This is a genomic window from Lysobacter capsici (assembly GCF_014779555.2).
Lineage (GTDB): Bacteria > Pseudomonadota > Gammaproteobacteria > Xanthomonadales > Xanthomonadaceae > Lysobacter > Lysobacter capsici.
This window is the reverse complement of record NZ_CP094357.1, coordinates 5,690,723-5,710,199: the sequence shown is the minus strand read 5'-3', so window position 1 is coordinate 5,710,199 and position 19,477 is coordinate 5,690,723. Positions and strand designations below refer to the sequence as shown.

The window sequence follows — 19,477 nt, the reverse complement described above, 5'->3', positions numbered from 1 at the left end:
GCGTCGGATCGTCGCTCCCGGCGATCGTCGCGCACCGTCTCCGGCGGGTCCCCGTTCCGCGCCGCTTCCGTCGCGGCGGCGGGACGGGGACAATCGGCTACCGTCCACGGAGCCGTCCGCATGCCTGAGTCTGTCAATTCCGCGCGCCGCGCCCTGGTCACCGGCGGCAGCGGCGATCTCGGCGGCGCGATCTGCACGCGCCTGGCCGCCGACGGCTGGCGGGTGATCGTGCATGCCAACGGCCAGTTGCAGCGCGCGCAGGAGGTCGTCGCGCGAATCCGCGACAGCGGCGGCGAGGCCGAAGCGATCGCGTTCGATGTCGCCGACGGCGAGGCCGCGCGCGCGGCGATCGAAGGCCTGCTCGAAGCCGGTCCGATCCAGGGCGTGGTCAACAACGCCGGCATCCACGACGACGCGCCGATGGCGGGGATGAGCGACGCGCAGTGGAAGCGGGTCATCGACGTATCGCTGCACGGCTTCTTCCATGTCACCCAGCCGTTGCTGCTGCCGATGGCGCGCACGCGCTGGGGCCGCATCGTCAGCGTGTCGTCGGTGGCGGCCGTGCTGGGCAATCGCGGCCAGACCAATTACGCCGCGGCCAAGGCCGGTTTGCATGGCGCGAGCAAATCGCTGGCCCGCGAAATGGCCAGTCGCGGCATCACCGTCAACGTGGTCGCGCCCGGGGTGATCGAAGGCCGCATGGCGGCGCAGGCGTTTCCGCCCGAAGCGATCAAGCAGATGGTGCCCGCCGGCCGCGCCGGCCGGGTCGAGGAAGTCGCGGCCTTGGTGAGCTTCCTGTGCGGCGAGCAGGCCGGTTACATCAACGGCCAGGTGATCGGCATCAACGGCGCGATGGGCTGAGGACATGCCGCGTGAAAGCGCGGCGTCGGCGCGCCGGCTGTTCAAGTGGAATGCGATGCCGCCGCGGGATCGCGCGCCGGCTCGCGGTCGATGGGCTTGGCCGAAGCGGATTTGTGCACGTCAGCTCATGGCGGCATAGTGCTCGGCGCGACGACCGATGGGGATCGGTCGTCGCTTCATCAAAACGACAACATCGACGACGCGCGGCTGCGCGCGACATCGTCGTATTCACGGGGGGTGGGTATGCAATCGGTAAAGAAAATCGCTCTGGCGATAGCTCTGGCGTGGGCAATGTCCGCGCCGTTGGCGGCGTATGCGGACGGCGAGCTGGTCGAGTACGTCGAGGCGCGCAACGAGATGAATCCGCCGCCGTCGCTGCCGTTGAAGCGCTTCGATCGTTTCGAAATCGCGCCGCTGGGCATGGACGCGCCGTACGCCGGACAGCGCGGCAACGAACTCGCGCGCGAGCGCCTGCAGGCGAATCTGGATCTGCGGGTGCCGCCGATCCTCAAGGCTTGGAACGAGTCGGCCAGCTCGGCTGATGCGCCGCGCACCTTGAAGATCGAGCCGGTGGTGCGCCACATCCGCTACATCAGCGGCGGCAAACGCCTGCTCGGCGGCGTGCTCGCGGGCGGCTCGGCGATCCTGGTCACGGTCAAGATGACCGACGCGGCCAGCGGCGAGGTGATCGCCGAGCCGGAGTTCTATCAGCATGCCAACGCCTGGGGCGCGGCGTATTCGTTCGGCGGCACCGACAAGGCGATGAACATCCGCATCAGCGAAATGGTCGCGACCTATCTGACCGACAACCGCGATCAGGCGGTCGGCGGGCGCACCGGCAAGAATGAAAAGAATCGCAAGGACGAACGCGGCAAGTCCTGAGGGGCGTGCGCGGTGCCGGGCAGACGCCGGTGGGCGTTTGTCCGCTTGCGATCGATGGTGTGATCGGGGCGTTTGCGTATGCGTGCATCGCGCGAGGGCGGACGGCTGTTCGCGCCGCGCCGGCGCAGCAAGTTCTAAGTGGCGTGCGCGGCGCCGGGCGGACGCCGTTCGCGTTTGCCCGATCGCGTCGCAGTCTGATCAAGATTCACCTGAGTAGGCGCGCAGGGCGCGGGGATGGGCGATTCTTCGGGCCGTGCCGGGCCGGCGAGGTTCGGTCGGATCGACCTGCGCTCACCTGTATGAGCCCGCGTGGAATACCCGGCCGCCGGGTTGTGTTACCTGATCTCGTCTGGGCGTAGCATGGGGCGGACCGGGGATTGGAGTCGTATCATGCTTAGATCATTGATTCTCATCGCATTTGTCTCCTTGCTGGCGGCCTGCGCCAGTTCCCACGTGCTGACCGGGCAACCGCGACCGCCGGTGCCGGTGGAGCAGGTGCGGGTGTATTTCGCCCCGCCGCCGAGCCGTTACGAGGAAATCGCCCTGTTGCAGAGCAATAGCGGCGCGTTCACCTACGGCGAGCAGAACAAGATGAATTCGGTGCTCGACAAGCTGCGCGTCGAGGCGGCCAAGCTCGGCGCCAACGGGGTGTTGTTCCAGGGCACCGAAGACAGTGGCGGCGGCACCGGCGTGAGCCTGGGCGCGGGCGGCGGCAGCTATGGCGGCGGGCGTCATTTCAGCGGCGGCGGTGTCGGCGTCAGCATCAGCCCGCGGCAGAAATTCGCGCGCGGCACCGCGATCTATGTGCTCAATCCGCCGCCGATGAGCGATCGCGGCCCGCAGGGTCCGATGGCGCCGGTTCCGCCGCCGGTTCCGCCGCGCGAGTGAGGCCGAGCGGTTGGCTCAGGCAGCGTTAGGGCAGGGCGGTGCAGGCGGAGCGGTAAGCGCAAAGCAGTAAGCGCAAAGCAGTAAGAGCGAAGCAGTAAGAGCGAAGCAGCGGGAGCGAAGCCGCAGGAGCGAAGCAGCTCGAACAAGATTGCGCAGAACTTCGGTCCGCACGCGCGACACGACGTGCATGAGCAATACGATGTCGATAGTCGCGCCGTTGCTTTTGCCCACTTTAGAAAAAGGGGGCGGCATCCGCGCAGCGGATGCGGGGGATTTGAGCTTTTGCTTTTGGCTTTGAGCGAAGCTAAAGGCAAAAGCGAATCCCCCCTGCCCCCTTTTACAAAGGGGGGGAACGCATGGGTGTCCGGTGATTCGCGGTTGCAACGTGTCGCGCGCAGCGCCGCGTTTGCAACGCGGTCAACTCACCGCGTATTCGCGTGAATCTTATCGCCCATCGTGGCGAACTCGCCGGTCGGGTCGTCGATCAGCGGCGGGTTGGCGCGGATGCTGCGGTACACGTCGGGCACGCCGCCGCGGCGCAGGCACTGCAGCACGATGTGCGAGGTGATGCGGCTGAAGTCGCGCAGCGGTTTGAAGTGGCTGGCGCGGAATTGTTCGTCGGAGGCGTCGCTGCTGTAGCGCGATTCGATCGGCACCGACACGCAGCGCGTACCCAACTGCTGCGCGGCCGACATCAGGATCTGCGCTTCGAACACGAAGTCCTCGCCGGGCACGTCGCGCAAAGCGATCACCTCGGCCGGGTACAGGCGCTGGCCGCTCTGGCTGTCGGCGACCTGATAGCCGGTGCCCCAGGCCACGCCCCAATCGCCGAAGTTGTTGGCCAGCCGGCGATAGGTCGGCTGCGCCGCGCGTTTGCGCAGGCGCGCGCCGATCACGATATGGCCCGGATGGCGGTTGCCGCTGTCGATCAGGCGCGGGATGTCGTCGGCCGAATGCTGGCCGTCGCCGTCCATGGTGATCACCGCCAGGAACCCGCGCCGCTGCGCCTCGGCGAAGCCGTCGCGCAGGCTCGCGCCCTTGCCCTGGCGTTGCGCATGCCGCAGCACGGTGACCGGCAGATCGGCGATGCGCTCGCCGGTGCCGTCGTCGGAACCGTCGTCGATCACGATCACGTTGGCGCATTGGGCCAGCGCGCCTTCGACCACCTCGCGGATGCGCAAGGCCTCGTTGAGGGCGGGAATCACTACCGCGATGTTGCCGCGGTCCAGTCGCGCGGGACGGCCACGCTCCGGCGCCGTGGCCGGCGAGGCACGGTCGCGTCCTGGCGACGAGGCGAGATCAGTCATGGGCCAATTCCACCTGCAAAATGCGACCGGCGCCTGCCGGCAGCGCGAGGCGATCATGGCGCGCGGCGAGGGCGTCGAACAAGGGCAGCATCGCCGCGCTGGCGTTGCCGGTTTCGCGGGCGGACAGCTTGCCGTCGCCGACACCGGCCTCGCCGTCGCCGAGCCAGGCGCGCAGCAGCGGGCCGGCGGCCGCGCCGCGCCGGTCCGGCCGCGCCAGCACCAGCGCCGCGCCGAGCAAACCGCGGCTGGCGGCGACCCGCGCCAACGGCCCGGTCGCGGCGCCGTCGTAGCCGACCAGCAACACCGCGTCGTCGCCGGCGGCGAGTTGCACCAGCGCCTCGATCAAGCCCTGGGCGAAGCTGGCTTCCAGCGCGCTGAGCGCGGTCGCCGGGCGCATCGCGCCGGCGCCGATGGTCCAGTAACCGGCCGCGGCGTTATGCACCGAATTGTGGAAACGCGTCGGCGAGATCGTGCGCGGCTCGCAGGCCAGCGTGCTGCACATGTAATCGGTGATCGCCATGTCGCCGTGGCTGGAGGCGAACACCGACGGCAACGCGGCCGGATCGCGGCCGGCCGCTTGGCAGGCGGCGAGGGCGACGTCGAGCGCGACCGCGACCGTTTCCGGCGCGCGCCGGCGTTCGTTGGCGGCGAGCAGCAGCGGCGACGGCCGCGACGGCGCATCGGCGACCTCCGCGCCGCCCAGCGCAAAGGCGCGCGCGGCCTCCCACGAGGGCAGGCCGCGGCTCCAGTAGCCGATGCCTTCGATCACCGCGCTCAACACGGCCGCAGGTTGACGGGAATCGCTCATGCGCGCGCGAACACCAGCGAGCAGTTGTTGCCGCCGAAGCCGAAGGAATTGTTCATGGCGTAGTCGATCGTCGCCTCGGCGTTGTCGAAGCGGATCTGCGGGCCGTTGGCCGGATCGGGCACGCGGCTGTTGAGGATGCCGGGCAGATGGCCGTGTTGCAGCGCGAGCAGCGCGATCGCCGATTCGACGATGCCGGCCGCGCCGAGGGTGTGGCCGGTCCAGCCCTTGGTCGAACTGGCATGCAGCGTGGGCGGAAACAGCGAGGCCACCGCGAACGCTTCGATCTGGTCGTTGGCCGGGGTCGCGGTGCCGTGCAGATTCAGATAGCCGACGCGTTCGGCGCCGATGCCGGCGCGCGCCAGGGCATCGATCATCGCCAGCCGCGCGCCGAGGCCTTCGGGGTGCGGCGAGGACATGTGGTGGGCGTCGCTGGATTCGCCGTAGCCGCGCAATTGCAGCGAGCCCGGCGCTTCGTCGCCGTCGCAGCGTTCGAGCACGGCGAACCCGCCGGCCTCGCCGAGCGACAGGCCGACGCGGTGCGCATCGAACGGCAGGCACGGCTCGCTCGACACCAGTTGCAGCGAGTTGAAACCGAACAGCACGCTGCCGCACAAGGTGTCGACGCCGCCGACCAGGGCCGCGTCGGCCAGGCCGGCCTGGATCAGCCGCGCGGCCTGGGCGAACACCTTGGCGCTGGACGAGCAGGCGGTGGCGACGGTCACGCACGGGCCGCTCAAACCGGTGGCGGCGGCGACGAAGGCGCCCAGCGAGTGCGGGGTATGCAGCAGCGGACGGCTCAGATCGGCGGGAAAATGCCGATCCTCGCCCTCCAGCCGCGCATAGGCTTCCTCGGTCGCGCCGATGCTGGAGGTCGAGGTGCCGACGATCACCGCGACCCGCTCGGCGCCGTGGCGCGCGACCGCGGCGGCGATCGCCTCGAGCAGGCCGTCGGGTTGCAGGCTCAGCCAGGCCAGGCGGTTGTTGCGGCATTCCCACGACGCCAGATGCGCCGGCAGCGGCGCCTGCTCGACCCCTTCGACCCGGCCGATCCAGCAATCCAGCGGCGCCTCGCCCGGCGCCAGCGGGGCGAAATCGTTGCGGCGCAGGCCGCTGCGACGCTCGCGCAGGGCGCGGGCCTGGGCATCGAGGCCGCGGCCGAGGGCGGTGGTCGCGGTGTAGGCGCGGATCGCCAGAGGCGGCATCGCTGAGACGTTGGATGGCACTATCTGTGTGTGTCGTTGCTGGCGGTGAGGGCGGAAGTATAGCCAAGCGGCGGCAGCGGCCGGCCGCGACGGCGGCGCGTATCATGAAGGGGGCGGGCTGGTTCATCGTCGGCGCCGGTTCGCGGCGACGCGGTTTCGGCTCGCGCGGGTTCGGGCCGATCGCCTCAGTGCCATCGTGGCCGACCGACCCCAGCTTCGCAGCGGCCCGGCGCGTTCGCCGGATCGATCCATCCCGACCCGTCTTCCGCATCGATCCCACCGCCGTGACCACCCGCACCGCCCACCGCATCGCACTGTTCGGCGATCGCGACATCCTGCATGTCGCGGTGGTGACCGGCGCGGTGTGCGTGCTCAGCGCCGGCTTGGTCTATGTCGGCTATTTCCTGCACGTGCTGCGGGTCGCGCGCACCGCGCCGTGCCGGCCCGAGCGCGGCGAGTGCGTGCTGCTGTTCGGCAAGCACGCACCGGGCGGGCGCATCGATCGCGATTTCGAAGCCCGCCTGGACCGCACCGTTTCGCTGTGGCGCGAGCGTCCGCCGCATAGCATGTTGCTGCTCGGCGGCGGCCCGATCGGCGAACCCAGCGAAGCCGAACTCGCGCGCCGCGGTCTGGTCGCGCGCGGCCTGAGCGACGACGCGCCGCTGCGGCTGGAACAGGATTCGCGCGACACCCTGCAGAACCTGCGCAACGCGCGGATCGTGCTCGGCGACGGCATGCGCTCGCGGGTGACCTTGCTCAGCAGCCGCTATCACCTCGCGCGCTGCGCCTGGTTCGCGCGTCATCTGGGCTACGACTGGGAACTGTGCGCGGCCGAGCCGCGGCTGGAACTGGGGCCGCGCATGCTGCTGCGGCTGGCCGGCGAAGCGGCCTACGTGTGCATGAGCGACGTCGGCGCGCGCTGGGCGAAACTGACCGGCAACCGGCGCATGCTCTCGCGCCTGAAGTGAGCGCGGCGCCGGCGCTGTCCGCGTCATCGGCGCCGACGGGATGAACGGTTAAGCCGGTCGCAAGGCGTATTCGCCGCCCGTCGCCGGTTCTTGTTGCAAACGCACAATCGCCGGCAGCCATCGCCGATCGTACGATCGGCTCGATCGCGCTGTTTTCAAGGGATTTTTTCGCTGTCGCGGTCCGGTCCGTTCGTTTGCGTGCGTTCAGACGCAGGCCGCGTCGTGAGAACCGGCTCACGGATTGGACAGATAAAAACAGTCGGCGCGGAGGCTTCGGCTAGAGTCGGAACGCCTTGCGGCGATCGCGCTGCTGCGTGATTCATCACCGTCGGGCACATCGTTCGCGGCCGCGCCGCCGGCGCTCCGCGCAGACAACGAGTCGTCTCAAGGAGAGTTCACATGAAGCAGATCGCCACCGCCCACAAGGCCGTTTCCGCGTCCAAGCCGTCGGCCGCCAAGTTGCAGCTCACCCCCGCGCAGTTCGAGAAGAAGGCCCCGCAACAGGGCCAGTACGCGCCGCGCAGCTGCAGCCGTTTCATCTACTGCGTCTGATCCGCGGGTCGCCACCGCTTACGCCTTCGAACACCGCACTGGAGAACGCCACATGAAAATGAAGAAAGCCTCGACCGCGCACAAGCCGCTGCCGGCCAAGCGCAAGGCCAGCGCCTTGCAGATCGGCGAAATGCAGACCAAGTCGCCGAGCGCGGCGAACTATCGCGCGCGCACCTGCATCCGCGTGTATTGCCTGCTCTGAGCCGGCGACGGCTTTGAATCACTCGCATCGCGGCCGGCCCGACGCCGGCCGCGATGCGTTCGCCGTCTTCGCGCGCCGCGCGCGTCGACGCCCCGCACACGGACGTCGCCGCGGAGTGCGATGAGCGATTTGTCGATCGAACTGCCGGCCCGGGCCGCTCGCGCTGCAGCCCCGGTCGAGCCCGAATCATCGTCGGTATTGCGCCGCTGGCTGGCCGCGTTGAGCACGCGCGACGGCGAGGCGTGGTGGTGGCCGCCGCGGGTGCGCATCGACGACGACGGACTGCTGCAACCGGCCGGCGCGTGGACAGGGCCGCGCGATGCGGCGCGCATCGGTGTGGCCTTGCGCGATCCACGGCTGCGGCGCTGGGGCGAATTTCTCGACATTCTCGATCGCGACTGCAAGGCCTTCGCGCGGCGCCATGCCGTGACGGTCGCCGCCGCCGCGTTGTCGCTCGACAACGGCGCGCTGCATGCGCCGGTGGTGCGCGAGGCCTTGCTGATCTGCCTGAGCGGGCGCCGGGTGCCGTCGCGGCTGCGCGAGCTGGGCGAACGTCATCGCGACTTCCTGCGCCTGTTCCTGCGCCGGCTCGCGCGCGACCGCCGCGGCGGCGTGTTGGCCGATCATGGGTATCACGGCCGCGTCCAGGCGCTGTGGGCCAATCCCGAGGAAACCCACAACGGCCGCCAGAGCGTGCTGCGATTGCAGTTCGAACGCGGCGGCGCGCTGGCCTACAAGCCGCGCCCGGCCGACAGCGAAATCGCTTTTCTCGCCGAACACGATGGCGGCGGCGTGTTCGCGCGGCTCAACCGGTTGGCGCCGGCCTCGGGCGCGATCCGTCTGCCGACGCTGCGCGTGTTCCATGGCCGCGGCGGCGATCGCGCGGCCTATCTGTGGCAGGAATGGATCGAACCGCCCGGCCGTTATCGGTGTTTGCCGGCCGCGCACGGGCGCGTGCATGCGACGGTGTTGCCGGCGCGGCAGGCACGGCGGTTCTGGCATCGCGCCGGTTCCCTCGCCGCGGCCTGCTTCGGCTTCGGTCTGGTCGATCTCGGTCCGGGCAATGTGCTGTGCGGCGAACGCGACGGCGAGACGATGCTGATCCCGGTCGATCTGGAAGTGTGCCTGTTTCCGGCGCGGCGCCTGGAAGACACCGGCCTTGTGACCGGCGAGCGCGATCACGGCCGCTATCCGGCCGGTCTGGAACGCAAGCTGACGGGCGAGATCGACGGCCCGGCCGTGGCGTTCTTCGCCGATGGCGACGGCGTGCGGCGGCTGCGCGCGACGGTGCGTCCGTGGCGGCGCGAGCAGGCGCGCAGCCTGGTCGTGGATCGCGAAGGCAAGGCGGGGTATGGCGCGTATCCGCTGGAGTTCCTGCGCGGCATGTTCGATCTGTGGATGCTGGTGCATCTGCATCGCGACGACGTGCAGCGCGATCTGCGCCGCGCCGTGCGCGGCCGTTACACCCGCGTGCTGGTGCGCGCGACCGCCGATTACGCCGTGGCGCGCGATCCGTTCGGCGTCGCGGCCGCGACCACGGAATCGGACGAACCCGCGCCGGCCTTCAGCGCCAGCGAGCGCGCGCAACTGCGGCGCGGCGACGTGCCGTATTTCTTCCGCCGCATCCAGGCCGACGCGCCGCTGCTGGCGCTCGCGCCGCCGCCGCAGGCCTGGACGCCGCAGGGGGTCGGGGCGCAGCCGCGCGCGGGCGACGAGATCAATCCGTCGCCGGAGTTCTTGGCCGGCGACAGCTGGGATCTGCTGCAACTCGGCGTCGCGCTGCGCGACGCGGTCGCCTATGTGCTGCCCGAGCTGAGCGCGCGCGGCGGGCTGCTGGGCGAACTCGACGACCCGCGCCTGGGCGTGCGTCTGCAATGGCAGGGCGCGCAGGACGGCGAGGTCGCGTTCGAGTGGCCGGGCGAAGACCGGCGGCTGGTGTACCGATGGGCCGGCGAAACGATCGGGCTGCGGATCGAGGCGATCTCCGATGCGACCACGCCGGCCGACGACGACGCGCTCGACGATGCCGATGCGATCCGCGAACGCCTGCTGCGCATCGATCGCATCGATACGGCCTTGCGCACGCCGTGGAGCGACGGCGGTTTCAGCGATACCGCATTGGAAGCGCAGTTGCAGGCGCAGGTGCAGGCGGCGATGGCGTGGCTGCGCGAGGTCGTCGATCGTCATGGCTGGCCCGGCCGCAGCCTGGTCGGCGAAGATGCGGCGGCGGCCGCGTGCCGATTGCTGCAGCACGCCGACGGGCCGCGCGAGTTTCAGGATCGATGCCTGACGTTGATCGCACAGGCCGCGCGCGACGGCGAGATGAGCCTGCGCGATCTGGCTTATCTCACCGATGCCTTGCGCGTGCAGCGCGGGCGCAGGCAATGCTTCGGCACCAAGTTCCGGCGTCGCGGTTCGGCGCTGGTGCCGTGCCCGATCGAACGGCCGACGCAGGTCGATGCGCGCCGTCGCGAGATGGGTCTGGAACCTCTGGCCGAGTACGCGCAACGCATTCGCGCGACGTTCGCATCGAACGGGGCCGCGTCATGATCGATTGGTCGCCGTTGCTGCCGCATTGGGATCGGCGCCCGTACTGCCTGCCGGGTGTCGCCCACCGGCTCACGCCCGAGCGCGCGTTCGCCCTGATCGTGCAAGCGGCCGCGCCGTTCCGCGCCGGCACCCGCTTCATGGCGTTGCCGGACGTGCGGTTTTATCTCGACGGCGGATTGATGCGCGCGCCCGGCGATCTGCTGCCGGGCGAAGAGGATCGCGATGCGCCGGCCTATGTGCGGCGGGTGCGCGAACGCCTGCACGGCGCGCGGTTCCAGTTGCGGGTCAGCCAGCCGCTGTTTCTGGACGAGCGTTTGTGGTCGGCGACACGCGACCTGCTCGCGGGTTTGTTCGCGGCGATCGGCTGTCCCGCGTTGCCGGTCGACGCGGCGTTGTGGATCGGCGACGCGCAGCCGCAAACGCTCGGCGCGCGCCTGGACCCGCGCCACGCGTGTTTGCGCCTGCCGCTGCTGGGCGCGAGCGAGGTGCGGCTGTGGCGCAGGCGTCCGCGACGCGAGCGCGCGCCCGAGCAAGTCCTGCGCGCGCGACCCGGCGAACTGCTGTGCTGGCCCGGGCGCCGCTGGTACGAGGAAGCCGACGACGGCGCCACTCTCGGTCTGGCCCTGGCGATTCCCACCCACGCCGCCGACGCGATGATCGCGACCAAGAACCTGCTGGCCGAACAGGTCGACGATGCGCTCGGCGAGGACGAACGCGTCGCGATGCTGGCGTTTCCGCCGCGCGCGGGTCGCCACGGCATCGCCGCGCTCGCGCCGTTGACCCGAGTGGGCGCGGCGGCGACGGCGGCGGTGGCCGGCGGCGGTCTGGAGCACGCGTTGCGCCTGACCTGGGCCGCGCGCGCCAGCGCATGGGCGCTGGAACCGGTGCCGGCGCCGCGCGAGGAATCGACCCTGCACGAAGACGATTGCGTGCAACTCGACCCGCGCAGCCCGCTGCTGCGTCTGCGCGATGGCGAGGGCTGGGTGTGGGCAATCAACGGCCATGTATTCGCCATGCCCGAGCATCCGCGCGCGCAGCAACTGCTCGATGAGCTGCGCGACGGCCAACGGCAACGCGTCGCCGACCTGTGCCGCTCGCAACGCCGTGGCCGTATCGACCGCGGCGTGCTCGATCTGCTGCAGCGCCTGTACGCGTTGCGCGCGGTGCTGCGCAGCGGCGAGGAGGCCGAATGAGCGCGGACTTGCGCATGACCGATCCGCCGGCTCCCGATCTGCACGTCCGTGAATCGCTCGACTGGGCCGCGTTCGTGCGCGACGACTGGGACCGCCGACCGGTGCTGTTCAAGGGCGTCGCCCACGGCCGTCCGTTCGCGCTGGACGAAGTGTTCCGCAGCGCGCTGGCCGCGACCGCGCGCAGCCGTCGCCGCCTGCCCGGCGAACCCGACAACAGCCTGGTCACCCTCGATCGTCTGCAACAACTCGATCCCACGCCGTGGATGCCGCGACGCGAAGACGGCTCGATGGCCGGGTATCGCCAGCGCATGCTGGGCGCGCTCGGCGAGCGGCGCTATGCGTTGGTGATCAGCGCCTTCCACAGTTATCGATTCGCGCTGTGGCGCAGCGAGCGCGAATTCTTCGCGCCGCTGTGGCGTCACGCCGGCCTGCCGATCACCGGCGCGATCACCACGCTGTTCCACGGCAATTACGAATCCACCCCGGTCGGCGTGCATCGCGATCGCTTCGCGACCTTCATGATCCCGGTAGAAGGCCGCAAGCGCATGCGCTTCTGGACCGCCAAGCCGTGGGCCGACGCGGTGTCGACCTTGCCCGATTACCGCGGCCATCTGGCCGGTTCGTTCGTGGTCGAGGCCGAGCCCGGCGACGTGCTGTATTGGCCGGCCGATTACTACCACGTCGGCGAAAGCATCGGCGGCGGCGTCGCCACCAGCGTCAATCTTGGCGTGCCGCGCACCGAGCATCGGCCGGTCTACGAACTGGAGGATTTGCTGGTCGATATCGGCCAGGCCGACGCCTTGATCGATCCGTCCGCGCAACTGCTGCGCGCGCTCATGCGCGACGACGTGCCGGTGAGCGCGCGCGATGCGATCGATGCCGACGGCGTGCTCGCCGACCAATTGCCGCTGGCGCTGGCGCAAGCCTGGCGCCTGAGCGCGCAACTCACCGATCCGCGCGCCCTGGCCGCGCGAATCGGCGCGCTGTCGTTGCAGCGCTTGTCGGCCGGTGGTTTCGAACCGGTGCCGCCGCGCCGACGCGCGCGCGCTTTGACGCCGGCGCAACGCATCGCCTTGTCCACCGGCGAGCGGGTATTGCAGCGACGCGATCGCGATGCGTGGCAGTTCGCGATCAACGGCCACGGCCTGCGCGTGCAGGGCGATGCGGCGGTCGAGCGCGCGCTGCTGGCGCGGATGCACGGCGGCGAAACCGCGCGGGTGAGCGAGTTGCTGCGCGGCACGGCGGCGCATCGCCGCGCGGCGAACGCCTTGCTGGAATGGCTGGACCAATGCCACGGCTTGCGGCGGCTGCGCGATTGAACGCACTACGCCGCGATCGCACCGTCATGTGAATGTCATTTTCCGGAATCGAAAACCGCGCGCCGTGATCGCTGTCTGCGGGTCTTGTGACCGCTATCGGCAATGACGGGCCAACGACGCTTGCGTACCGCGCTGCGTTGCGCCGGGATTTGTGGCAGGCGCGGCGGCTCAGGCGTCGTCGGCGCGCGGTTTCCTGGCGCCGCGGCCGGCGGCCGGGCGCGCGGCCTCGGCGCCGTTCTGGCGCAGCATCGCGTCGCGCAGATGCGACTCGCCGCCCGAGCACACCGCGAGCACGCGGCAGGGGCCGGGCGCGGCGGCGATGTAGGCGTGGCCCATCGCGCTGTCGAAATAGATCGAGTCGCCGGCCTCCAGCCGCGCCGGCGCGTACAGCTCGCTGTGCAGTTCGATCACGCCCTCCAGCACCAGCGCGAATTCCTCGCCGGTGTGGCGGATCAGTTCGCCGAACTCTTCCAGCGAGCGCGCGTGGACCTCGGCGATGATCGGCACCAGCCGCTTGTTGAGCAGTTCCGAAGCCGGGTACAGGTGATCGTAGTGTTCGGTGCGGATCGCATAGCCCTCGCCGGCGCGGGTGATGCTGCGGCGTCCGCTGAAGGTGTCGTTGCCGACCGGCGACTGCGACGAGAACAATTCGCCGATATCGACTTCCAGCCCCTGGGCGATGCGGGTGAGCTTGTCGAAGCTCAGCGACATCTTGCCGTTCTCGATCTTGGACAGGGTCGAAATCGGCAGACCGGTGCGCGCGCCGATCTCGGCCAGGGTCCAGCCGCGCTGACGGCGCAGCGCGCGCAGGGCCACGCCCGGGTTGTGGGTGGTGGTCGGCGCGGCGGAGGTGAGGTGCTTGCTGCGCTTGGCGGGCATGGAGGCGGCCGAGAGGGGTCACGGCGACTCTAGGCGGCCGCCCCTGCCTTGCCAAGCGCGATGCCTGGCGGGATGTTCATGTTGAGAAATACGTTTGGCGGTTTGGAAAGCGGACGCGGCTGGATCGGAAGCGCACGGTTGAAGTGCGGTTTTGCGACGAGGTCGACGCTCGGCGCTGGTTCGCGCGCGTCCACGGGAGAGCTGGCGACATTTTGCGTGCCGGTAAACATACCTGCTGCACTTCGTTGTGATTCGCGTCGACATGCTTCGCCACAACATCGCCGCCACCGCCCCGGATGACGCGAATCAGGCCTGAATTCAGCGGTTTCCGCGCTTACACTCTGCGCGCCGACGCTCGGTCGGCATCGTCCGCGACCGCGTCCTGAACGCGCTCGCGCGCGGCTCGGGGCGCAAGGTCGGGGGAACCATGAAGTCCAAACGTTGGATGCGCGCCATCGGTGCGGCGGGTGTCGTGGGCGGGCTGTTGCTCGCGGCCGGCTCGGCCGGAGCGCAGCAGACGCCGCCGGCCACGAACGCCTCATCGACCCGCGCCACCGACACCCGCCCCCCGGCGTCGGCGTTTCCCGCCACCACCACGGCCTTGCCGTTGCGCCCGGCGCCCGCGCCGCCGCCCAGCCCGACACCGAGCGAGCCACTGCGGCCGCCGCCGCCGCAGGAGCGCGAATCGCCGGCCGCGGCGATCGCGCGCGCCGCCGCCACCCCGAGGGTCGCGCCGCCCGCGGGCGTGCAGATCCCCGCGCCGCCCGCTTCCGCCGCGCCCAGCCGCATCGAAACCACGCCGGCCCGGGCCGGCGCCCCGTCGCGCGCCGCGCCCGCGCCGCGCATGCCCGCGAAAGCGCCGGCGGCCGCGACCAGGCCGTCGCCGTCGCCGGCCAAGCCCTCGAACGCGCCGACCCCATCGACCCCGGCCGCAGCCACGCGCAAGCCGGAACCCAGCCCGCCATCGCCGAAACCCGCCGCGCCGAGCACCGCGCCTGCCGGGGCGGTCGCGGCCAAACCCGCACCGATGCCACCCGCGCCAGCGAATCTGCCGACTGCGCGTCCCTCGCCCGCGCCACCGCCGTCGTCGCCTGCGCCGGCATCGCAACCCGCGCCCACGGTGGTCCTGTCCGACACCGACCCCACCGCGTCCCAGAGCTCGGCCAACCCCTTGCACGCGTCCGACCCGGCCAGGATCGAAGCGCTGCCGCCGCTGCCGTCGGCCGCCACCCCCGACCTCGCGCTCGACCCGAGCGCCGCCAGCGCGCCCGGCGCGATCCTGGTCGAGGCCGTCGGCGCCGCGCCGATCCCGCAACTCGGCGCGGCCGATCTGGAAGCCTATGTCGACGGCCTGGTGCCGCAGGCGATCGCGCGCGGCGGCCTGGCCGGCGCGGTCGTGGTGGTGGTCAAGGACGGCCAGCTGCTGCTGTCCAAGGGCTACGGCTACGCCGACGTGGAGCGGCGCAAGCCGATGGACCCGGCGCGCACCCTGCTGCGGCCGGGTTCGATCTCCAAGCTGTTCACCTGGACCGCGGTGATGCAACTGGTCGAACGCGGCAAGCTCGACCTGGACGCGGACGTCAACACCTACCTGGACTTCAAGATCCGCGACTACTACGGCCAGTCGATCACCCTGCGTCATCTGATGACCCACAGCGCCGGCTTCGAGGAATCGAGCAAACATCTGTTCGCCGCCGATCCCTCGCGCCTGCGCAAGCTCGGCGACTACCTCAAGGCGGTGTAGCCGCGCCGCATCTACGCGCCCGGCACGGTGCCGGCGTATTCGAACTACGGCGCGGCCCTGGCCGGTTACATCGTCGAACGCGTCGCCGACCAGCCGTTCGACGACTACGTCGAAGAGCATCTGTTCGAACCGTTGCGCATGCACCGTTCGAGTTTCCGTCAGCCCTTGCCGAAGGGCCTGGCCGGCGACATGGCGCAAAGCTACGTCGCCGCCGGCGCCGCGCCGGTGCCGTTCGAACTGGTCAATCCCGCGCCGGCCGGCAGCCTGTCGAGCACCGGCGAGGACATGGCGCATTTCATGCTCGCCCAGCTCGATCAGGGCCGTTACGGCAGCGACGTGATCCTGCAGCCGCACACCCTGCAATCGATGCAGGCGACCGCGCTGCGGCCGATCCCGGGGCTGGATGCGATGGCGCTGGGCTTTTTCCGTCGCGACGGCCGCGGTCCGGTGGTGATCGGTCATGGCGGCGCCACCGAAGCGTTCCAGAGCAGCCTGATGCTGTTGCCGGCGCACCGGCTCGGCGTGTTCGTATCCGCCGACGGCCCGGCCCGCGCCGGGCGCGCGCTGCATCGCGATCTGGTCGAAGGCGTGATCCAGCGTTATTACCCCAGTCCGCTCGCCGACCTGCCGACCCTGCCGACCGCGCATCTGCACGGCGAGCAGTTGCGCGGGCGTTACGAAAACAGCCGCGGCTCGGCCAGCAATTTCCTGGCGATGGCGCGCTTGTTCGGCGGCGCGACGGTGGTCTTGAACGATGACGACACGATCGCGGTGTCGTCGTTGCGCGGCCGCGACGGCCGGATCAAGCGCTGGCGCGAGATCGAGCCGTATGTGTGGCGCGAAGTCGGCGGCGACAGCCGGCTCGCGGCGAAGATGAGCGGCGCCGAGGTGGTCGCGATCAGCAGCGACGACGTGCCCGCGGCGATGTGGCTGCAGCCGGTCCCGGGCTGGCGTTCGCCCGGCTGGATGCTGCCGTTGCTGTTCGCGACCCTGGGCGTGCAGGCGCTCGCGCTGTGCCTGTGGCCGATCGCCGCGATCGTGCGCTACCAGACCCAGCGTCGTCTGCGTCTGGACGGCCGCGAGCGCGATCTGCGATTGCTGACGATGTTCGGCCTGATCGCCAACCTATCGCTGGCCGGGTTGTGGTGGTGGCTGCTCGCCCGCGCCGAGGCTTCGGTTCGCGCGCTCGACGGCGGCCTGGATGGCTGGATGCGTCTGGCCCAGTTGCTGGGATTGCTGAGCGTGCCGATCGCGATCGTCGCCTGCCTCAACGCGCGCGCCGCGTGGCGGGGGCCGTTGCAGCGCCTGCGGCGGGTGTGCGCGGTGGCGATCGCGGCGGCTTGCGTGGCGACGGTCTGGTTCGTGTTCGCGTTGAAGACGATGAGTTGGTCGCTGGTGTATTGAGGCGAGCGCGGCTTCTTCTGCAGGCAACGAAAAGGCCGAGGGTTTCTCGGCTTTTTTTCGGTGCGATGTTGCCGTCGGTCTTGAACCGGGCGCTCATCGTCGCGCGACGTGAGTCGCGATCTAACTTCAATGATTTATCGACGCGCATCAACGCGACAGCCCCGCATCACTGCCGCTGTCGTTGCTTTGCTTCAAGCCTCATTTCAGTCCACGCATCCAGCGCTGCGAAGCCTGTAACTCGCGTTAGCAAAAGTACACCCGAAGGGCGGCGCACATGGATGTGCGCCGTGCGCCACCGGGACAGGATGTCCCGTGTGGCGCATGCCCGCGAATGCTCCGCACTTGCGGGTACTTGATTCAAAGAAAAGCGTTTTTCTTTGGTTACCTTTCTTTTGTCGCTTTTGACAAAAGAAAGTAACTCGGCCGCTTGCGGACGAAAGCTGTTGATCTTGCCTTTGGCTTCAAAGCTCTAGAGCTTTGAAGCCTTTAAAGCTGCAAGCAGGATCAAAAGCGTTCCGCCGCTGAAGCGGCGGGTCACTTTCTTTTGTCTAAAGCAACAAAAGAAAGGTAACCAAAGAAAAATGCTTTTCTTTGAATCAAAGGCCCGCAAGTGCGGTGCTTACGCGGGCATGCGCCACACGAGACATCCTGTCTCGGTGGCGCACGGCGCACATCCATGTGCGCCGCCCTTCGGGTGTCCTGTTGCTAACGCGAGTTACGAGCCTCGCAGCGCTGGTGGTGGAACTCGACGTCGAGCGCGAGCCAAGCCAGGGCAACGGCAACGGCAACGGCGAATTAGATTGCAGGTGCAAATCGAAACGCCGATTTGCGATTGAACATCAGCGCTTGGTCTTGTTCTGCGCCGGCACGAAGTTCTCCTGCACCGCCTTGGCCAACAGCGCCGGCGGCAACAGCCCCTGATCGAGCAGGAAATTGTTGAACTTCAAACGGTCGAAGCGATCGCCGGTGGCCAGCTCGGTCTGCATGCGCAGCTCCAGGATGCGGCTGTAACCGTAAAAATAACTGCCGGCCTGACCCGGAGCGTTGAACATGTAGCGATCGAGTTCCTGCTTGGTCATCGCCTCGGAGAAACCGACCTGCTCCTGCAGCAGCTTGCCGGCGCTGGCGCGATCGATCAGGCCGAGGTTGAGCATCGGGTCGAGCATCGCGCGCGAGGCGCGCAGCAGGCGGAACTGCAACGCGATCAACTGCCCGTCGAGCGGCTCGTACGGCACCATCTCGGCTTCGGCGTACAGCGCCCAGCCTTCGACGTTGACCGAGTTGAACGCGAACATCGAACGCGCCAGCGAAATGCCGCGCTCGATCATCGCGGTGAACTGCAGCTCATGGCCCGGGCGGCCTTCGTGCGCCGACAAGGTCCACGCCGCCGATTCGTAGTTGAAGTCGTCGTAGTGCAGGGTCTTGCCGGACGGATTGGGCACCGCCACCGGCAGCACGAACTGGCCCTGCTGACCGGTGTTGCCGACCAGCGGCGCGGGCAGGAAGTGCGGCGCCGGCTGCGAGGCCGACTCGGCGTCGCTGCCCAGGCGCATCACCATCGGCCGCTGCGGCACGTCGACGATCTGTTCCTTGCGGATGATCGGATCGATCGCGTCGATGACCTTGCGGTAGCGCGGTTCGAGCTGATCGTTGGGAATGGTGTCCTGCTTGAGCGCGCGGATCACCGCGACGTAATCGTGCGGATCGGCGACCTTCAGGCCCTTGGCCTGCGCCACCAGCGGCGCGAGCTGGCGCATCGCCGCGCGGGTTTCCATGAATTCGACCTGGGCGCGGCGCATCAGCAGCTGCGGATCGATGTCGATGCCGTACTGCTTGAGCTGATATGCGTACAACTCCGGCGGCAGGCGCGCGTCGCTGCGCGCCTTGGGCAGCACCGCGCCGCGGGTCCACTGGCCGTATTCGCGCAACTGGGTTTCCATCGCCTTGAGCGCGGGCTCGGCGCCCTGGATCTTGTATTTGTCGAACAGCTTGCGGATGCCGGCGACGTAGGTGTCGACGTTGCCCAGGGCCTGATCGACTTCGAGCTTGGTCGGCTGCAGCAGGCTGGAATCGGCGGCCAGGCGTTCTTCGTAGCGCTGGCGGGCGAGGGCGGTCAGCGGTTCGCTGCCCGGCGCCAGGCCGACATAGGCTTGCAGGCGCGCGAGCGCCTGGGCGCGGCGTTCGGGCGGGGTCTGGTCGGAGAGCAGGCCGTTGATGCCGGAGAACACCGTCTGCGGCGCGTCGAACCACGGCAGCATCAGGCGTTCGTTGAGTTCGTTGCCCTCGACGTTGTCGTCGATCGCGCCGATCAGGATTTCCAGATCCTGGCGCACGTTGGGATCGCGTTCGACCTGCAGCTTCTCGCGCAGCTCGCTCTTGGCCTTGGCCATGGCGGCGCGGAAGCGCTGGTTCACCTGCGGCTTGAGGTCGGTGACCTTGTCGTCGTAGCCGGGAATGCCGAAGAAGGAGAAGCCTTCCGGGGCGAAATCGGCCTGGGCCTTGATCAGGATCTGGGTGTAGCGGTTGCTCGTTTCGACCCAGGCCGGCGAGGGTTTGGCGGCGGGCGCCTTGGCTTGGGTGTCGGATTTGGCCGCATCGGCGGCGTGCGCGGGCGCGGCGGACAGGACCAGGACGGGCGCGGACAGCGCCAGGGCGACGGCGAGAACGAGCGGCTTCATGAGGTGACCCGGGTGGAGTGAAGGGCTCCAGCATCGGCTT

16 protein-coding genes and 1 pseudogene are annotated in these 19,477 nt (G+C 69.4%); 10 read left to right on the top strand and 7 right to left on the bottom strand.

Annotated elements, in window-relative coordinates; translation table 11 throughout:
• The first annotated feature begins 120 nt into the window (after positions 1 to 120).
• The 3 genes from fabG (at position 121) to IEQ11_RS23445 (ending at position 2,631) form a co-directional block, all read left to right on the top strand.
• Positions 121 to 861: a 3-oxoacyl-ACP reductase FabG gene (fabG, locus tag IEQ11_RS23455; RefSeq protein WP_191821988.1), complete on the top strand. Its 741-nt coding sequence runs from the start codon at positions 121 to 123 to the stop codon at positions 859 to 861.
• 291 nt (positions 862 to 1,152) lie between these two features.
• A complete protein-coding gene (locus IEQ11_RS23450; protein WP_191821987.1) occupies positions 1,153 to 1,743 on the top strand; it encodes a hypothetical protein in 591 nt (196 codons plus the stop codon).
• Positions 1,744 to 2,133: 390 nt separating this feature from the next.
• On the top strand, positions 2,134 to 2,631 hold the full coding sequence (locus IEQ11_RS23445) for a DUF4156 domain-containing protein (RefSeq protein ID WP_046658250.1): 498 nt from the start codon (positions 2,134 to 2,136) through the stop codon (positions 2,629 to 2,631).
• A 422-nt stretch (positions 2,632 to 3,053) separates the two neighbouring features.
• Here the strand turns inward: IEQ11_RS23445 and IEQ11_RS23440 are convergent, their stop codons facing one another.
• Genes IEQ11_RS23440 through IEQ11_RS23430 form a run of 3 tightly spaced genes read right to left on the bottom strand, consistent with a single transcriptional unit; the run spans position 3,054 to position 5,948 of the window.
• On the bottom strand, positions 3,054 to 3,938 hold the full coding sequence (locus IEQ11_RS23440) for a glycosyltransferase family 2 protein (protein WP_191821986.1): 885 nt from the start codon (positions 3,936 to 3,938) through the stop codon (positions 3,054 to 3,056).
• Positions 3,931 to 4,719 (bottom strand): beta-ketoacyl synthase chain length factor, encoded by a 789-nt coding sequence (locus IEQ11_RS23435; RefSeq protein WP_191822029.1) that lies wholly within the window; start codon positions 4,717 to 4,719, stop codon positions 3,931 to 3,933. The genes IEQ11_RS23440 and IEQ11_RS23435 overlap by 8 nt, the downstream gene beginning before the upstream one ends.
• Positions 4,720 to 4,742: 23 nt before the next feature.
• Positions 4,743 to 5,948 carry a beta-ketoacyl-[acyl-carrier-protein] synthase family protein gene (locus IEQ11_RS23430; RefSeq protein ID WP_191821985.1) on the bottom strand — a complete coding sequence of 402 codons (1,206 nt, stop codon included), beginning with the start codon at positions 5,946 to 5,948 and terminating at the stop codon, positions 4,743 to 4,745.
• 284 nt (positions 5,949 to 6,232) lie between these two features.
• Here IEQ11_RS23430 and IEQ11_RS23425 point away from each other — a divergent pair, with 284 nt between their 5' ends.
• The 6 genes from IEQ11_RS23425 to IEQ11_RS23400 all read left to right on the top strand — a co-directional run bounded on the left by IEQ11_RS23425 (position 6,233) and on the right by IEQ11_RS23400 (position 12,732).
• On the top strand, positions 6,233 to 6,916 hold the full coding sequence (locus IEQ11_RS23425) for a YdcF family protein (RefSeq protein ID WP_191821984.1): 684 nt from the start codon (positions 6,233 to 6,235) through the stop codon (positions 6,914 to 6,916).
• Between the two features lie 399 nt (positions 6,917 to 7,315).
• On the top strand, positions 7,316 to 7,468 hold the full coding sequence (locus IEQ11_RS23420) for a hypothetical protein (protein ID WP_157754238.1): 153 nt from the start codon (positions 7,316 to 7,318) through the stop codon (positions 7,466 to 7,468).
• 52 nt (positions 7,469 to 7,520) lie between these two features.
• Positions 7,521 to 7,670, top strand: a complete 150-nt coding sequence (locus IEQ11_RS23415) for a hypothetical protein (RefSeq protein WP_157754237.1) — start codon at positions 7,521 to 7,523, stop codon at positions 7,668 to 7,670.
• Positions 7,671 to 7,790: 120 nt separating this feature from the next.
• Positions 7,791 to 10,220, top strand: a complete 2,430-nt coding sequence (locus IEQ11_RS23410; RefSeq protein WP_191821983.1) for a DUF6624 domain-containing protein — start codon at positions 7,791 to 7,793, stop codon at positions 10,218 to 10,220.
• On the top strand, positions 10,217 to 11,413 hold the full coding sequence (locus tag IEQ11_RS23405; RefSeq protein ID WP_191821982.1) for a hypothetical protein: 1,197 nt from the start codon (positions 10,217 to 10,219) through the stop codon (positions 11,411 to 11,413). Before IEQ11_RS23410 ends, IEQ11_RS23405 begins: the two co-directional genes overlap by 4 nt.
• On the top strand, positions 11,410 to 12,732 hold the full coding sequence (locus tag IEQ11_RS23400; protein WP_191821981.1) for a JmjC domain-containing protein: 1,323 nt from the start codon (positions 11,410 to 11,412) through the stop codon (positions 12,730 to 12,732). The genes IEQ11_RS23405 and IEQ11_RS23400 overlap by 4 nt, the downstream gene beginning before the upstream one ends.
• A 168-nt stretch (positions 12,733 to 12,900) precedes the next feature.
• Here IEQ11_RS23400 and IEQ11_RS23395 read toward each other — a convergent pair whose 3' ends face one another.
• From IEQ11_RS23395 to IEQ11_RS23385, 3 genes are all read right to left on the bottom strand, one after another.
• Positions 12,901 to 13,611: a helix-turn-helix domain-containing protein gene (locus IEQ11_RS23395; RefSeq protein WP_082723694.1), complete on the bottom strand. Its 711-nt coding sequence runs from the start codon at positions 13,609 to 13,611 to the stop codon at positions 12,901 to 12,903.
• 29 nt (positions 13,612 to 13,640) lie between these two features.
• Positions 13,641 to 13,841: a hypothetical protein gene (locus tag IEQ11_RS23390; protein ID WP_152670184.1), complete on the bottom strand. Its 201-nt coding sequence runs from the start codon at positions 13,839 to 13,841 to the stop codon at positions 13,641 to 13,643.
• Between the two features lie 88 nt (positions 13,842 to 13,929).
• Positions 13,930 to 14,628 carry a hypothetical protein gene (locus IEQ11_RS23385; RefSeq protein ID WP_191821980.1) on the bottom strand — a complete coding sequence of 233 codons (699 nt, stop codon included), beginning with the start codon at positions 14,626 to 14,628 and terminating at the stop codon, positions 13,930 to 13,932.
• Between the two features lie 10 nt (positions 14,629 to 14,638).
• Here IEQ11_RS23385 and IEQ11_RS23375 point away from each other — a divergent pair.
• Positions 14,639 to 16,759 (top strand): annotated as a pseudogene (locus IEQ11_RS23375) (serine hydrolase domain-containing protein).
• An 839-nt stretch (positions 16,760 to 17,598) separates the two neighbouring features.
• Here IEQ11_RS23375 and IEQ11_RS23370 read toward each other — a convergent pair.
• Positions 17,599 to 19,437, bottom strand: coding sequence for a DUF885 domain-containing protein (locus tag IEQ11_RS23370; RefSeq protein ID WP_191823641.1), 1,839 nt, complete (start codon positions 19,435 to 19,437; stop codon positions 17,599 to 17,601).
• Between the last annotated feature and the right edge of the window lie 40 nt (positions 19,438 to 19,477).

Coding starts and splice junctions, on each gene's coding strand:
- IEQ11_RS23395 (WP_082723694.1), bottom strand. CDS start 13,611: ATGCCCGCCAAGCGCAGCAAGCACCTCACCTCCGCCGCGCCGACCACC.
- IEQ11_RS23410 (WP_191821983.1), top strand. CDS start 7,791: ATGAGCGATTTGTCGATCGAACTGCCGGCCCGGGCCGCTCGCGCTGCA.
- IEQ11_RS23420 (WP_157754238.1), top strand. CDS start 7,316: ATGAAGCAGATCGCCACCGCCCACAAGGCCGTTTCCGCGTCCAAGCCG.
- IEQ11_RS23415 (WP_157754237.1), top strand. CDS start 7,521: ATGAAAATGAAGAAAGCCTCGACCGCGCACAAGCCGCTGCCGGCCAAG.
- IEQ11_RS23445 (WP_046658250.1), top strand. CDS start 2,134: ATGCTTAGATCATTGATTCTCATCGCATTTGTCTCCTTGCTGGCGGCC.
- IEQ11_RS23390 (WP_152670184.1), bottom strand. CDS start 13,841: ATGTTTACCGGCACGCAAAATGTCGCCAGCTCTCCCGTGGACGCGCGC.
- IEQ11_RS23405 (WP_191821982.1), top strand. CDS start 10,217: ATGATCGATTGGTCGCCGTTGCTGCCGCATTGGGATCGGCGCCCGTAC.
- IEQ11_RS23400 (WP_191821981.1), top strand. CDS start 11,410: ATGAGCGCGGACTTGCGCATGACCGATCCGCCGGCTCCCGATCTGCAC.
- IEQ11_RS23370 (WP_191823641.1), bottom strand. CDS start 19,437: ATGAAGCCGCTCGTTCTCGCCGTCGCCCTGGCGCTGTCCGCGCCCGTC.
- IEQ11_RS23440 (WP_191821986.1), bottom strand. CDS start 3,938: ATGACTGATCTCGCCTCGTCGCCAGGACGCGACCGTGCCTCGCCGGCC.
- fabG (WP_191821988.1), top strand. CDS start 121: ATGCCTGAGTCTGTCAATTCCGCGCGCCGCGCCCTGGTCACCGGCGGC.
- IEQ11_RS23430 (WP_191821985.1), bottom strand. CDS start 5,948: ATGCCGCCTCTGGCGATCCGCGCCTACACCGCGACCACCGCCCTCGGC.
- IEQ11_RS23450 (WP_191821987.1), top strand. CDS start 1,153: ATGTCCGCGCCGTTGGCGGCGTATGCGGACGGCGAGCTGGTCGAGTAC.